Origin of the sequence: Enterobacter cloacae complex sp. P24RS (assembly GCF_014982165.1) — a bacterium.
Taxonomy (GTDB): Bacteria; Pseudomonadota; Gammaproteobacteria; order Enterobacterales; family Enterobacteriaceae; genus Enterobacter; species Enterobacter quasihormaechei.
This window is the reverse complement of the sequence record NZ_JADCKU010000015.1, coordinates 55309-71062: the sequence shown is the minus strand read 5'-3', so window position 1 is coordinate 71062 and position 15754 is coordinate 55309. Positions and strand designations below refer to the sequence as shown.

Genomic DNA, 15754 nt, shown 5'->3' with positions numbered 1-15754 from the left:
CCTTTCAGAGAAACGTCTCAACGGCTTCTCGCATTTTTTTGACATGCAGCCCGTAGACCACCTGAACGTTGTTACCTTGTTTGATAACCCCTTTCGCGCCGGTCGCTTTCAGGCGCGGTTCGTCGATGATGTCGACGTCCTTCACCGTGACGCGTAAGCGGGTGTAGCAGTTATCAACGACTTCAATATTTTCCCGGCCGCCCAGACCCACCACGATGGATTCGCCCAGCCCGTCGTTATTCCCCTTCGCCTGGTACTCCTGCTTGCTGTAGAGGCGCGTCTCCCGATCTTCATCTTCACGGCCCGGCGTTTTCATGTTGAAACGCAGGATCAGGAAGCGGAACACCACGAAGTAGAGGGCAAACATGATCAGCCCCACCACGATGTACATTGGCCAGTTGGACTTCTCCGTGCCGAGCGGCAGGTTATAGAGGATGAAATCGATAATTCCGTTGGCGCCGATAGCGTGGACGCCAAACAGCGAGAACAGCATCATGCCGATGCCGGTCAGCACCGCATGCACCACGAACAGCAGCGGGGCGACAAACAGGAAGGAGAATTCAATCGGCTCGGTTACGCCGACCAGCAGCGAGGTCAGCGCCGCCGGGATCAGAATGGCCTTCGCAATCGCCTTACGCTCTGGCTTCGCGGTCATGTACATCGCCAGCGCGGCGGCGGGCAGGCCAAACATCTTGCTGATGCCGCGCGCATCCCACACCACGGTACGGCTGAGCTGTTTGACGTCCGGGCAGGCCATCTCGGCGAAGTAGATATTGCGCGCCCCCTGGTAAGCCGTGCCGCACACCTCCTGCGTGCCGCCCAGTTCGGTATACAGGAACGGCGTATAGAGCAGATGATGCAGGCCCGTCGGTACCAGAATGCGCTCAAGGAAACCGTAGATCGCCACCCCGAACGGGCCAGAGCCTTTAATAGCCAGCGCCAGGGCGCTAATCCCATGCTGCGCGTAAGGCCAGAGTTCGCTCATGACCACGCCGAGCAGCATAGAGACGGGCAGCATGACAATCGCCACAAAGCAGTGGCCCGAGTAAATCGCCATCGCGCCGTTAAACTGTACGCCGGAATATTTGTTGTACAGATAACCGGAGAGCGCCCCGGTCAGGATCCCGGCGAAAACGCCCATCTCAAGCACCTGGACGCCCAGCACCATGCTTTGTCCGGCGGCTTTCATCTGCTCAGCCGGAGCCAGTTCACCCTGAAGCTGTAGCGTCACGTTCATCGCGTTAATGAACACGATAAAGGTCACCAGCCCAATCAGCGCCGCGTAGCCTTTGTCTCGTGTTGCCAGTCCAATGGGGATCCCGACGGCAAACACCAGTGCCAGGTTGACCAGCACCGACACGGCAGATTTGGCGATCAGCTGGCCAACATTCTGGATCAGCGGATGGCCGAGAAACGGCAGGTACTCGGCCAGATTGCCGTTACCCAGTACATTGCCAAAGGCGATAAACAGGCCGACGATGGGTAAGATAAGTACAGGTCCGTAAAGTGATTTTCCGAAATTTTGTAGGGCGTTCACGGCTCGTTTCATGGCTTTCTCTCTTATTGAACCGCGCACTCGGGGTGCGTCATGGTCATAAAACTAGCAGGCTCAGCGCGAGTTTATCCAGCTATCCTCTTGTTTTAAAAACAAATGACGTGAAAGGTAACATGTTACGTTACGCCGTGTGATCGCGGTTCCAACCCGGTAGATCAGTGAGATGCAATTCTGCGAGGCGCTTTCCAGATTATAAAATTGGACTTTTTGTATTAACGAAACTTGCGGATAATACTTATCCGGACGACGACCAACAGGCCCCCCTCAGGCCAGGGACACAGGATGAAACCGTTTCGCTTAGCCGCGATCTCTCTCGCGCTGCTCACCACCTTTACGCTTGTCGGCTGTGATAACAGCGACGATAAACCTCAGGCCGCTGCGCCCGCAGCGTCTACGGCATCACAACAGAAAGCCCCGGAAAAAGCTGATCCTGAAAAGCTGGCTAAGCTGGCCGCGCAGAGTCAGGGCAAGGCGTTGACGCTGCTGGATGCTTCTGAAGTGCAATTCGACGGCGCCGCGACGCTGGTTCTGTCCTTCTCTGTACCTCTGAAACCCGATCAGGATTTTGCCAAAACGGTGCATGTGGTGGATAAGAAAAGCGGGAAGGTGGACGGTGCATGGGAATTGGCGCCCAATCTTAAGGAGCTGCGCCTGCGCCACCTGGAGCCGAATCGTAATCTGGTCGTCACCGTTGAGCATGGCCTACAGGCACTGAATAACGCAACCTTCGATAAGAACTATGAAAAGGCGCTTACGACACGGGATATTGAGCCGACGGTCGGATTCGCCAGCCGCGGTTCGCTGCTGCCGGGCAAAGTGGTGGAAGGGTTGCCGGTGATGGCGCTTAACGTCAGCAACGTGGATGTCAACTTCTACCGCGTGAAGCCGGAGTCGCTGGCCTCGTTTGTCAGCCAGTGGGAGTACCGTAACTCGCTTACCAACTGGGAATCCGACAACCTGCTGAAGATGGCGGAACTGGTCTACACCGGCCGTTTCGACCTCAACCCGGCGCGCAACACGCGTGAAAAACTGCTTTTGCCGCTCAAAGAGATTAAGCCGCTCCAGCAGTCTGGCGTCTATATCGCCGTGATGAATCAGGCCGGTCACTATAACTACAGTAACGCCGCGACGCTCTTTACCTTAAGTGATATTGGGCTGTCCGCTCACCGTTATCATAACCGCCTGGACATCTTCACCCAGAGTCTTGAAAACGGTGCGGCGCAGTCAGGCGTGACCATTACCCTGCTGAACGATAAAGGGCAGACCCTTGCCGAGGCGAACAGCGACGCCGACGGCCATGCGAAACTGGAAACCGATAAAGAAGCCGCGCTGATCCTGGCCAGCAAAGACGGCCAGACCACGCTTCTTGACCTCAAGCTTCCGGCGCTGGATCTGGCGGAGTTTGATATCGCCGGCAAGCCCGGGTACAGCAAGCAGTTCTTTATGTTTGGCCCGCGCGATCTCTATCGTCCGGGTGAAACGGTGATCCTTAACGGCCTGCTGCGCGACAGCGACGGAAAACCGCTTCCCGATCAGCCGGTAAAACTTGACGTGCTGCGTCCGGACGGACAGGTAGCACGTACGGTCGTTGTGCAACCCGAGAACGGTCTCTATCGCTTCAACTATCCGCTTGATAGCGGCGCCCAGACCGGCATGTGGCATATTCGTGCGAATACGGGCGATAACCAGCAGCGCATGTGGGATTTCCACGTCGAAGATTTTATGCCTGAGCGTATGGCGCTGAATCTGACCGGGCAAAAAACACCGGTTTCCCCGCAGGATGATGTGGACTTTAACGTTGTGGGCTATTACCTGTATGGCGCACCGGCTAACGGCAATGCTCTGCAAGGCCAGCTTTTCCTGCGCCCGCTACGCGACGCCGTTCCTGCACTGCCTGGCTTCCAGTTTGGTGATATTGCCGAGGAAAACCTGAGCCGCAGCCTGGATGAAGTGCAGCTTACGCTGGACGAAAAGGGACGCGGGCAGGTAACCACCGAAAGCCAGTGGAAAGATACGCACTCGCCGCTGCAACTGATTTTGCAGGCCAGCCTGCTGGAATCAGGCGGGCGTCCGGTGACACGACGCGCTGAGCAGGCTATCTGGCCTGCGGCTGAACTCCCGGGGATCCGCCCACAGTTCGCCAGCAAGGCCGTTTATGACTACCGTACCGATACCACCGTCAACCAGCCGAACGTCGATGAGAACGGCAACGCCAGTTTTGACATTGTCTATGCCGATGCCAGCGGGGCGAAAAAAGCGGTATCCGGCTTGCAGGTGCGTCTTATCCGTGAGCGTCGTGACTACTTCTGGAACTGGTCCGAGAGTGAGGGCTGGCAGTCCCAGTTCGATCAAAAAGATCTGGTTGAGGGCGAGCAGGAGCTTAACCTCAAGGCCGATGAAACCGGAAAAGTCACCTTCCCGGTGGAGTGGGGCTCATACCGTCTGGAAGTGAAAGCGCCTGATGACATGGTCAGCAGCGTACGCTTCTGGGCCGGTTACAGCTGGCAGGATAACAGCGATGGCACGGGCGCTGCACGTCCAGACCGCGTAACGCTGAAGCTGGATAAACCCGCTTATCAGCCGGGCGATACCATTAACCTGCACATTGCGGCCCCGGCAGCAGGCAAGGGCTATGCGATGATCGAATCCAGCGAAGGACCGCTGTGGTGGAAAGAGATCGACGTGCCGGCAAACGGTCTGGATCTCTCTATTCCGGTGGATAAAGCCTGGAAGCGTCACGATCTCTATCTCAGCACGCTGGTGGTTCGTCCCGGCGATAAATCCAAATCCGCCACGCCGAAGCGCGCGGTTGGATTGCTGCACCTGCCGATGGGCGACGAAAATCGTCGTCTCAACATTGCCCTTGAGAACCCGCAAAAAATGCGCCCGAACCAGACGCTCTCAGTGAAGGTGAAGGCCAGCGTGAAAGAGGGAGCTGTGCCGCAGAAAGTCAATGTGCTGGTCTCGGCCGTTGATAGCGGCGTGCTGAACATCACCGACTACGTTACGCCGGATCCGTGGGAAGCTTTCTTTGGCCAGAAGCGCTATGGCGCGGATATCTATGATGTTTACGGCCAGGTTATTGAGGGCCAGGGCCGCATGGCCGCACTGCGCTTTGGGGGGGACGGCGATGAACTGAAACGCGGCGGTAAGCCACCGGTGAACCATGTCACCATTATTGCCCAGCAGGCGCAGCCGGTTACGCTTGATGCCAATGGCGAAGGCACTATCACGCTGCCGATTGGTGATTTCAACGGCGAACTGCGTCTGATGGCACAGGCCTGGACGGAAGACGATTTCGGCAGCAGCGAAAGCAAAGTCGTAGTGGCTGCGCCGGTTATCACCGAGCTTAACACGCCGCGGTTCTTGGCGAGCGGGGATACCTCAAGGCTGACGCTGGATCTGACGAACCTGACTGACAAGCCACAAACGCTCAATGTCGTATTAACCTCTACGGGCAAGCTGGCGATTGAAAGTAGCGCGCCGCCGCGCCCGGTTCAGCTAGAGCCCGGCGCGCGCAGCACGCTGTACATCCCGGTGCGCGCGCAGGACGGTTACGGTGAAGGGGAAGTTATCGCGCTTGTTACCGGGCTTCAGTTGCCGGGTGAAACGTTTGTCCCTCAGCACAAGAGCTGGAAGATAGGCGTGCGTCCCGCATACCCGGCGCAAACGGTGAATACCGGCGCCATGCTCAACCCCGGCGAGTCCTGGACCGCGCCGGTGCAGCACAGCAGCGGCTTATCGACTGCCACTTTACAGGGGCAACTGCTGCTGAGCGGCAAACCGCCGCTGAACCTGGCGCGCTATATTCGTGAGCTACAGGCGTATCCGTACGGCTGTCTGGAACAAACCACCAGCGGCCTGTTCCCGTCGCTCTACACTAACGCCGCGCAGCTGGCGGCGCTGGGCATCAAGGGCGACACTGATGATAAACGCCGCACCGCCATTGATATCGGGATCTCCCGCCTGCTGCAAATGCAGCGTGACGACGGTGGTTTTGCGCTGTGGGATAGAAATGGTCCGGAAGAGTACTGGCTGACCGCTTATGTGACGGATTTCCTGGTTCGTGCGGGAGAACAGGGCTACAGCGTTCCCGCTGACGCGGTCAATAAAGCCAATAACCGCCTGCTGCGCTATTTGCAGGATCCGGGCATGATGTCCATCCGCTACAGTGACGACACCCAGGCCAGTAAATTCGCCGTGCAGGCCTATGCTGCGCTGGTGCTGGCGCGCCAGCAAAAAGCGCCGCTTGGGGCATTGCGTGAAATCTGGGATCGTCAGGCCCAGGCTGCTTCCGGGCTCCCGCTGATGCAGCTGGGCGTGGCGCTGAAGCTGATGGGCGACGGGCCGCGCAGCCAGCAGGCAATGGATCAGGCGATGAAAACGCCGCGCAAAGAGAGCAAAACCTGGATTGCGGATTATGGCAGCCAGCTTCGCGATAACGCCCTGATGCTCGCTCTCCTTGAAGAGAATAAGCTGCTGCCGGAGGCGCAAATTACGTTACTGAACGGCTTGTCTGAACAGGCATTTAGCCAGCGCTGGCTCTCCACGCAGGAAAGTAACGCCCTGTTTCTTGCCGGACGTTCGCTGCAAAACCTCAGCGGCGCCTGGCAGGCCACCACCAGCCTCTCCGATCAGACGCTGAACAGTGAAAAATCGCAGGTACAAAACGTGAACGGTGCTCAGCTTGACGGTTTGCAGGTCACCAACATTGGCGCCGCGCCGCTGTGGGTGCGCCTCGACAGTACCGGTTATCCGGAATATGCCCCGCAGCCCTCTTCGAAGGTTCTGAGCATCCAGCGTCATATACTGTCCCTGGACGGCAGCACGAAATCGCTCTCATCGGTGAAGAGCGGGGAACTGGTTCTGGTGTGGCTGGAAGTGAAGGCCAGCCAGAACGTGCCGGATGCCCTGGTGGTGGATCTGCTCCCGGCAGGTCTGGAGCTGGAAAATCAGAATCTGGCGAGCAGCAGCGCCAGCCTGCCGGACAGTGGCAGTGAGGTGCAAAACCTGCTTAATCAGATGCAGCAGTCTGATATCCAGCACATGGAATTCCGCGACGATCGCTTTGTGGCCGCCGTGCCGGTCAACGAAGGTCAGCCGGTCACGCTGGTTTATCTGGCACGTGCCGTTACGCCGGGAACCTACCAGGTGCCTGTTCCGATGGTCGAGTCCATGTACGTTCCGCAGTGGCGAGCAACGGGGGCGGCCAGTGGCCCGCTGATCGTTGTACCGTAAAATGCGGATAACGCGCCTGATTCGCTCCCGCTGGCTGTGGCTGGCGGGAGCGCTTCTCGTTTTAGGGGGACTGATTGTCGTCGCTGACCGCGTCTGGCCGTTGCCCCTGAAAGAGGTCAACCCTGCGCGAGTGGTCGTGGATGAGCAGGGCGTCCCGCTATGGCGTTTTGCCGACAGCGAAGGTATCTGGCGCTATCCGGTTACCATTGAAGATGTCTCCCCACGCTATCTGGAAGCGCTGATCCAGTATGAAGATCGCTGGTTCTGGAACCACCCTGGCGTCAATCCGCTTTCTGTACTGCGTGCCGCCTGGCAGGATCTCACTTCCGGGAGAGTCGTGTCAGGCGGGAGCACGCTGACCATGCAGGTGGCGCGCCTGCTTGATCCGCATCCGCGTACCTTTGGCGGCAAAATTCGCCAGCTGTGGCGGGCGATGCAGCTGGAGTGGCATCTCTCCAAGCGTGACATTCTTACGCTGTATCTAAACCGTGCCCCGTTTGGCGGCACGTTGCAGGGCGTGGGCGCTGCAAGCTGGACTTATCTTGGAAAGCCGCCCTCACGGCTGAGCTATTCCGACGCGGCGCTGCTGGCGGTGCTGCCGCAGGCGCCAAGCCGTCTGCGCCCGGACCGCTGGCCGGCGCGTGCGGAAGCGGCGCGTAACAAAGTGCTCGACCGCATGTTGACTCAGGGCGTGTGGTCAGAGAAGCAGGTGAAAGAGTCCCGTGAAGAACCGGTGTGGCTGGCTCCCCGGCAGATGCCGCAGCTGGCGCCGCTCTTTTCACGCATGATGCTCAGTAAAAGTCATGACACAAAAATAGTCACCACGCTGGATGCAGCTCTGCAAAGACAGCTTGAAGAGCTGGCAATGAACTGGAAATCGCGCCTGCCCGCCCGCAGTTCGCTGGCGATGATCGTTGTGGATCATACGTCCATGAAGGTACGTGGCTGGGTTGGTTCGGTAGATATCAATGATGACAGCCGTTTTAGCCACGTGGATATGGTCAATGCGATCCGATCCCCGGGATCGGTTCTCAAGCCATTCATCTATGGCATGGCGCTGGACGAGGGTCTCATCCATCCCGCCTCGCTGCTTCAGGATGTCCCAAGAAAAACGGGAGATTATCGTCCCGGCAACTTTGACAGTGGCTTTCACGGGCCGGTCAGCATGAGCGAAGCCCTGGTGCGTTCCCTCAACCTGCCTGCTGTGCAGGTACTGGAAGCGTACGGTCCAAAACGCTTTGCAGGCATGCTGAGCAACGCGGGATTACCGCTCATTCTCCCTGCGGGTGCGCAGCCCAATCTCTCCCTGATTCTGGGAGGCGCCGGGGCGCGCCTGGCTGATATCGCTGCCGCCTACAGCGCTTTTGCGCGTCAGGGTAAGGCGGGCCGACTGCGTTTACAGCCTGGCGATCCGCTGATCGAACGTCCGCTGCTGTCGCAGGGCGCGGCGTGGATTATTCGTCGCATACTTGCCAACGAAGCGCAGCCCCTGCCGGACAGCGCGCTGCCCCAGGTTGCGCCGCTGGCCTGGAAAACGGGCACCAGCTACGGCTACCGGGATGCCTGGGCCATCGGGCTGAATGCCCGCTATGTCATCGGTATCTGGACTGGACGTCCGGACGGTACGCCCGTTGCGGGGCAATTTGGTTTCGCCAGCGCGGTTCCGCTCCTTAATCAGGTGAATAACATGCTTCAGTCACGCTCAATGGTGGATGAAGCGCGTCTGCCGCGCGATCCGCGTCCTGCCAGCGTTGGACGGGGCGTGATTTGCTGGCCAGGCGGCCAGTTTCTGCCTGAAGGCAGCGAAAACTGTCGGCGTCGGCTGTCAACCTGGCTGCTTGAAGGCAGTGAACCACCTACGCTGCTGTTGCCGGAACAGGAAGGGATTCGCGGGATCCGTTTCCCGGTCTGGCTGGATAAGGCAGGAAAACGCGTCGCGGCGGATTGTCCGGATGCCACAGAGAAAGTGCTGGATGTCTGGCCGTTGCCGCTGGAGCCCTGGCTGCCTGCTGCCGAAAAACGGGCTGCTCGTCTCCCCGCCCGTTCCGGGGTTTGCCCCCCGCTGGATAACCACAATGCAGCACCGCTGATGCTGTCAGGCATCAGGGAAGGGGCGGTCATTAAACGTCTTCCGGGCGAGAAAAATATGACCCTCTTCGTTTCAACCAGCGGCGGGGAGGGGCAGCGATGGTGGTTTTTGAACGGCGAGCTGCTGGACGGCCATCAAAAGAATTATTCATTACAATTATATTTGCCGGGTAAATATCAATTAATTGTATTAGATGAAACAGGACAAACGGCGACGGTGAATTTTGAATTAGATCGCTAAGTGTTACTCCTGAAGAGTTAGCTTGATAATTATCAATATTCGTTCCTGAAAAAAAACGAGAATGCGTTTTTATTTTCAGGAACGAGCAATGAAAAAAAATAAACATCAGGGAGAGGGGATTATTCCCGCCATATCCCGGCGTCAGTTTATTCAGGCAGGATCGGCGCTCGCCGCCCTGCCGTTTGTCATCAAAACGGGCAAAGCACAGGCACAGGGCGCGGCGGTATCGGACGCTACGCCTGAAGAAAAAGTGGTGCAAACCTGTAGCACGTTTGACTGCGGCGGTAAGTGCGATATTCGTGCTCACGTCAGTGAAGGCGTCGTGACCCGAATTTCAACGCGTCCGGATAACGCGCTGGATCCGCAAATGCCGATAATGCGCGCCTGCGTTCGTGGTCGGGCTTATCGGAAATTTGTTTATCATCCCGATCGGCTAAAATATCCAATGAAACGCGTCGGTAAACGTGGCGAAGGAAAATTCGAGCGTATTACCTGGGATGAAGCCACCACCCTAATTGCGAATCATTTAAAAACCATTACGCAAAAATACGGTGCGGCTTCACGCTATGTTCATGTGGGTACGGCGGTTTCCGGCGGGACGTTCTCCGGCGACAAGATGGTTCGTCGTCTGCTGAACTTAACCGGCGGCTATCTCGAAAGCTATCACTCGGTCAGTATGGGTAACACGGCGGCAGCCACCCCGTATACCTACGGCACCGCCGCCAGCGGCAGCTCTCTGGACACGCTGCTGGACACCAAGCTGGTCATTCTCTGGGGGCATAACCCGACTGAAACGATCTTCGGGCACAGCAATCACTTCTATCAGAAGATGAAGCAAAACGGGACGCGCTTTATCGTTGTTGACCCACGCTATTCCGATACGGTTTCCTCCCTGGCCGACCAGTGGATCCCGCTGCTCCCCACAACAGACAACGCCCTGATGGACGCGATGATGTACGTGATCGTCACGGAGAATCTGCACGATCGCGACTTTATTCAGCGCTATACCCTGGGCTTTGACGAAGACGCCATGCCGGAAGGCGTTCCGGCTAATGAATCCCTGATGGCTTATCTGAGCGGCGCAAAAGATGGCGTGGCGAAAACGCCCGAGTGGGCAGAGAAAATCACCCACGTGCCTGCGCAGACCATTCGTCAACTGGCGCGCGACTACGCAACCACCAAACCCGCCGCGCTGATCCAGGGCTGGGGGCCGCAGCGCCATAACTGCGGCGAGCGCACCGCACGCGGCTCGACGTTGCTGGCCACGCTGACGGGTAACGTCGGGGTAAAGGGCGGCTGGGCAGCAGGCTATGGCGGCTGCGCAAACCGGAAATTTGCCGCAGGTCCCGAAATGCCGGAAAACCCGGTGAAGGCCAAAATATCGGTAATGAACTGGGTGCAGGCCGCCGATGATGCTTCTAAGGTCACCGCGGAAGACGGCCTTAAAGATGCCGCGAAGCTGGACAGCAATATCCGCATCCTGTTCTCGCTGGCGGGCAACTATCTGGCTAACCAGAACCCGGATCTGCATCAGGCAACCCGTGTTCTGGAAGACGAGTCGAAAATCGAGTTCATCGTCGCAAGCGATCTGTTTATGACGCCGAGCGCCAGGTACGCCGACCTTCTTTTACCGGAAACCAGCTTCATGGAACGCTGGAATATCGGCGAAACCTGGGGCACCGCAAGCTATCTCATCCTGTCAGAGAAGCTGATTGAACCCGAATTCGAACGCCGTTCAGATTACGACTGGCTGCGGGAAGTTGCTGCTAAGCTTGGCGTCGAACCTGCATTCAGCGAAGGCCGTGATGAAAAAGCCTGGATTGAGCACATCTGGGAACAGACGCGGCTCGCCATGCCAGACGAAAATCTGCCGGACTTCGCGACGCTTCAGAAGACGCGCCAGCACCTCTTCAAAAGCGCGCCGTTTGTCGCCTTTGAAGACAACATTCGCGATCCGCAGAATCATCCGTTCCCGACGCCCTCCGGGAAAATTGAGATCTTCTCGAAGCGTCTGTACGACATGCATCATCCGGAAATTCCGGCGCTGTCGCACTACGTGCCTGCCCATGAAGGGCCGGAAGACGAGCTGGCGAAACGCTTCCCGCTCCAGCTGATCACCTGGAAGGGGAAAAACCGCGCTAACTCCACCCAGTACGCCAACCCGTGGCTGATTGAAGCTCAGCAGCAAAAGCTGTGGATCAACCCGCAGGACGCGCAGAAGCGCGGCATTGCGCAGGGGGATACCGTGCGTATTCATAACGCCCGCGGCATTTGCGAGATCCCGGCGGAGGTCACGCCGCGCATTATTCCAGGCGTTGTCGCCATGCAGGCTGGCGCCTGGTGGCAGCCGGACGCGCAGGGTATCGATAAGGGCGGCTGCGCGAACGTGCTCAGTTCTGCCCGTATTACCGCGCTTGCGAAAGGGAATTCCCATCAAACCATGCTGGTGGAGGTAGCTAAAGCATGAGTCAGTTTAAACACTACGCGCCGGTGAGCGACAAACAGCTGGGTTTTTATATCGACTCTTCTCGCTGCTCGGGCTGCAAGGCCTGCCAGGTGGCATGCAAAGATAAAAACAACCTTGAGGTCGGACGTCGTTTCCGTCGTGTTTATGAAGTGAACGGCGGGAGCTTTATCCCGACCGGGCAGGGCGGCGTCAGCAATAACGTTTTTGCCTACACGCTCTCTATTTCCTGTAACCACTGTGCAGACCCAATCTGCACCAAAAACTGTCCGACCACCGCGATGCATAAGCGTCAGGGGGACGGCATTGTGCGTGTTGATACGGATAAGTGCGTGGGTTGCGGGTACTGCGCGTGGTCTTGCCCTTACGGCGCGCCCCAGCTCAACGAGCAGACCGGGCAGATGTCCAAATGTGATTTCTGCGTGGATCTCCAGGCGAAGGAAGAACAGCCCGTCTGCGTGGCAACCTGTCCACTCGAAGCGATTAAATTCGGGCCGATTGATGAACTGCGGGCGAAGTATGGTGCGGTCTGTGATGTGAAAGGGTTACCTGATTCCTCCATCACCAAACCAAACCTGGTGATCAAGGCGCATCAGGGCGCAGAGAAAGAGGGGAAACGTCATGCATGAGTTACCGCTGCTGATTTTTACGCTGTTCCTGCAAGGATCGGTTGGCGTTACGCTCTGGCTGGCGTTCGGGGGCGCGTACGCTTCGCAACGTAGCGCGCTGCTTCCTGCTGTCGGCGCGTTTATGCTGGCAAGCCTTGGGCTGCTCGCCTCAGCGCTGCACATGGGCTATCCGCTCAATGCGCTTAACGCGCTGCGCCACGTCTCCAGCTCCTGGCTGAGCCGTGAGATCATCTTTGCCAGCCTTTACCTTGCGGCGCTTGGTCTCGCCGTGCTGCTGATGTTTGTCAAAAAGCCGGGCTGGAAGCCGCTGCTGGTTGTGGCAGGTCTGGTGGGGCTGGTCGACGTGTTCTGCATGGCGCAAATCTACATGCATGCGTCCGTGGTGACGTGGCAGCACATTAACACGCTGGTGCTGTTTATCGGCTCGGTGGGGATCATCGGCTCAGCCTGCATGGCCTGTGCGCCGCATGCCCGCATCAACGTCCGTGCGGCGGTGGGCGTTGTCACGCTGCTGGTGCTTGTGCGTCTGGTGATGCAGCCCGTCTGGCTGGCGGACATCACTGCCATGGACAACGCCGTAGTGACGTTCCCTCACGCTCCGCTACGGATGCTGGAGCAACTGCGCACCGTGCATCTGCTGAGCTGGTGCGTTTCTGTTGCGGGTCTGCTGTGCTTTGCTGCGGGTGGCTTAAGAGTGGCGCGCGGCACAATGCTGCTGGGCAGCGCCTTGCTGATTGTGGGTGAGCTGATGCTGCGCTTCGTTTTCTTCAGTATTGGCTGATGGGCGGATTAACGTTTGCCCCGGCGATGGACGTGACGCAGGCGTGCGTCCGTCGCCGTTTTCGCCACGCTTCCTGCTGCGCCTGTGCGGACGCCTGTCCTGTGCAGGCTTTTTCTTTTACGGACGCAGGCATCTCGGTTGATGAGAGCCGCTGTATTGAATGCGGTGACTGCCTGTTTGTCTGCCCTACGGAGGCGATCGCCGGCATCACGCCGCGAAAACGCTTTCTGTATGGCGATACGCTGGTTGGGCCTTTTACTGAACGCGCGCCCGGGGTGAATGAGCTGCTGCTGTGGCACGTGCAGCACCACGTTCGTTTTATCAGTATCGACGCGGAGCAGTACCCTGACTGGTTGCTGGCGATTGCCCGGCTCAATCTTGCGCTTCGTCGACGCGGTGAAGCGGCGTGGGCGTTTAAACTGATACCCGCCAGCGAGGTGAATATCGCCCGCCGCGCGCTGATGCACGTACCCCGCGAAGATGTCCGGGCCTGTAGCGTCGTGCCCGGTCAGCGTGAACTGCGCAGGGCGTTTTCTGCGTTTAGCGAGGCAGATATCACCCTCGACGCCGAAACGTGCGTACTGTGCGGCGCGTGCTGGCGGAGCTGTACGGAAAACGCGATTCGGTTTGAAAACGCTGAACTGGTCGTGGAAACCGGGCGCTGTACCGGCTGCGGCGGCTGCGAAGCGGTGTGCCAGCATGGGGCGATAAAAGTGACGCAAACTGAGGGGACAGCGAAAAGCGTGGCCATACCGGCATATGAAGCCGTTTGCCTGGCGTGCCACCGTCATTTCTGGTCATTTACGCCTGATGAAAAGCAGTGTCCGCTCTGTTTTCACCATCAATACGGTATGCGAAATATGGGCTGTTGCTAATCTTCGTCTCATTTTAAAAAAATGTTATGTATAACCATAGGCAATGGCGCTATTGCTCTTTATAATCCGCGCCACACCATACTCAGGTATGCAAAAACAACAGAACATTTTACAGAGGTTATCAATGGCTATTGAACGTACTTTTTCCATCATCAAACCAAACGCGGTGGCAAAAAACGTTATTGGCAGCATCTTCGCTCGCTTTGAATCAGCAGGGTTTAAGATCGTTGGCACCAAAATGCTGCACCTGACCGTTGAGCAGGCTCGTGGTTTCTACGCTGAGCACGAAGGTCGCCCATTCTTTAACGGTCTGGTCGAGTTCATGACTTCTGGCCCAATCGTGGTATCCGTACTGGAAGGCGAAAACGCGGTACAGCGTCACCGTGACCTGCTGGGTGCAACCAACCCGGACAACGCGCTGGCCGGTACTCTGCGCGCTGACTACGCAGACAGCTTCACCGAGAACGGCACCCACGGTTCCGACTCCGTTGAATCTGCTGCGCGCGAAATCGCGTTCTTCTTCGCTGAAGGCGAAGTGTGCCCGCGCACTCGCTAATAATTTCGTAAATGCCGCGTGCAAACGTGGCATCCCTGCGCCAGACTTTGTACAATGCAACGCCCCGGACGAGCAGACTGCTTACCGGGGCGTTTCTTTTCAACCCACCAAGGGCCACAACGTGTAACAACGAGGCCGGAAAATATTATGTCTGAATTAGTGAATACCTCCGAAGTCGCCATTCCTGCGGTTCCCAATAAAAATGGAAAAATTAACCTGCTGGACCTGAACCGTCAGCAGATGCGCGAGTTCTTTAAAGAGATGGGCGAGAAGCCGTTTCGTGCCGATCAGGTCATGAAATGGATGTACCACTATTGCAGCGACAACTTTGATGACATGACGGACATCAACAAAGTGCTGCGCAATAAGCTTAAAGAAGTGGCGGAAATCCGCGCGCCGGAAGTGGTGGAAGAGCAACGCTCCTCGGATGGCACCATCAAGTGGGCCATTGCCGTTGGCGATCAGCGCGTTGAAACCGTGTATATCCCGGAAGACGATCGCGCCACGCTGTGCGTCTCTTCTCAGGTGGGCTGTGCGCTGGAGTGCAAATTCTGCTCGACGGCGCAGCAGGGCTTTAACCGTAACCTGCGCGTGTCGGAAATCATCGGCCAGGTCTGGCGTGCCGCGAAAATCGTGGGCGCGGCGAAAGTCACCGGTACGCGTCCCATCACCAACGTGGTGATGATGGGGATGGGTGAACCGCTGCTGAACCTGACCAACGTCGTGCCAGCGATGGAAATCATGCTCGACGACTTCGGTTTTGGTCTGTCCAAGCGCCGCGTGACGCTCTCTACTTCCGGCGTTGTGCCTGCGCTGGACAAGCTGGGCGACATGATTGACGTCGCGCTGGCAATCTCCCTTCACGCGCCAAACGACGCCATCCGTGACGAAATTGTGCCGATCAACAAAAAGTACAATATCGAAACCTTCCTGGCCGGCGTGCGCCGTTACCTGGAGAAATCCAACGCCAACCAGGGCCGCGTGACCATCGAATACGTGATGCTGGATCATGTCAACGACGGTACCGAGCATGCTCACGAGCTGGCAGAACTGCTGAAAGATACGCCGTGCAAGATCAACCTGATCCCATGGAACCCGTTCCCGGGCGCGCCGTATGGCCGTAGCTCAAACAGCCGTATCGATCGCTTCTCCAAAGTGCTGATGGAGTATGGTTTCACCACCATCGTGCGTAAAACGCGTGGTGATGATATTGACGCAGCCTGTGGTCAGCTGGCGGGTGACGTTATTGACCGTACCAAACGTACGCTGCGCAAGCGCATGCAGGGTGAGTCAATCGCGGTTAAAACCGTCTGATTATTATGCAGAC

At 57.7% G+C, this 15754-nt stretch carries 9 protein-coding genes; 8 read left to right on the top strand and 1 reads right to left on the bottom strand.

Features of this window, described 5'->3' with window-relative positions; translation table 11 throughout:
- Positions 1–4: 4 nt before the first annotated feature.
- Entirely contained in the window at positions 5–1549 is a 1545-nt protein-coding gene (locus INF58_RS16095) for a PTS transporter subunit EIIC (RefSeq protein WP_193528087.1), read from the bottom strand.
- A 288-nt stretch (positions 1550–1837) separates the two neighbouring features.
- Between INF58_RS16095 and INF58_RS16090 the strand changes: the two genes are divergently transcribed.
- The 8 genes from INF58_RS16090 to INF58_RS16055 all read left to right on the top strand — a co-directional run bounded on the left by INF58_RS16090 (position 1838) and on the right by INF58_RS16055 (position 15741).
- On the top strand, positions 1838–6793 hold the full coding sequence (locus INF58_RS16090; RefSeq protein WP_193528086.1) for an alpha-2-macroglobulin: 4956 nt from the start codon (positions 1838–1840) through the stop codon (positions 6791–6793).
- Between the two features lies 1 nt (position 6794).
- Positions 6795–9122 (top strand): peptidoglycan glycosyltransferase PbpC, encoded by a 2328-nt coding sequence (gene pbpC / locus INF58_RS16085; protein ID WP_193528085.1) that lies wholly within the window; start codon positions 6795–6797, stop codon positions 9120–9122.
- Positions 9123–9210: 88 nt separating this feature from the next.
- Positions 9211–11589: a DMSO/selenate family reductase complex A subunit gene (locus INF58_RS16080; protein WP_305038718.1), complete on the top strand. Its 2379-nt coding sequence runs from the start codon at positions 9211–9213 to the stop codon at positions 11587–11589.
- A complete protein-coding gene (locus tag INF58_RS16075; protein WP_193528083.1) occupies positions 11586–12215 on the top strand; it encodes a DMSO/selenate family reductase complex B subunit in 630 nt (209 codons plus the stop codon). The genes INF58_RS16080 and INF58_RS16075 overlap by 4 nt, the downstream gene beginning before the upstream one ends.
- A complete protein-coding gene (locus tag INF58_RS16070) occupies positions 12208–12996 on the top strand; it encodes a DmsC/YnfH family molybdoenzyme membrane anchor subunit (RefSeq protein ID WP_193528082.1) in 789 nt (262 codons plus the stop codon). The genes INF58_RS16075 and INF58_RS16070 overlap by 8 nt, the downstream gene beginning before the upstream one ends.
- On the top strand, positions 12996–13871 hold the full coding sequence (locus INF58_RS16065; RefSeq protein WP_193528081.1) for a 4Fe-4S binding protein: 876 nt from the start codon (positions 12996–12998) through the stop codon (positions 13869–13871). The genes INF58_RS16070 and INF58_RS16065 overlap by 1 nt, the downstream gene beginning before the upstream one ends.
- A gap of 124 nt (positions 13872–13995) precedes the next feature.
- Positions 13996–14427, top strand: coding sequence for a nucleoside-diphosphate kinase (gene ndk, locus INF58_RS16060; RefSeq protein WP_193528080.1), 432 nt, complete (start codon positions 13996–13998; stop codon positions 14425–14427).
- Positions 14428–14574: 147 nt separating this feature from the next.
- Complete coding sequence (locus INF58_RS16055; protein WP_003860623.1) at positions 14575–15741, top strand: bifunctional tRNA (adenosine(37)-C2)-methyltransferase TrmG/ribosomal RNA large subunit methyltransferase RlmN; 1167 nt, start codon at positions 14575–14577, stop codon at positions 15739–15741.
- Positions 15742–15754 lie beyond the last annotated feature (13 nt).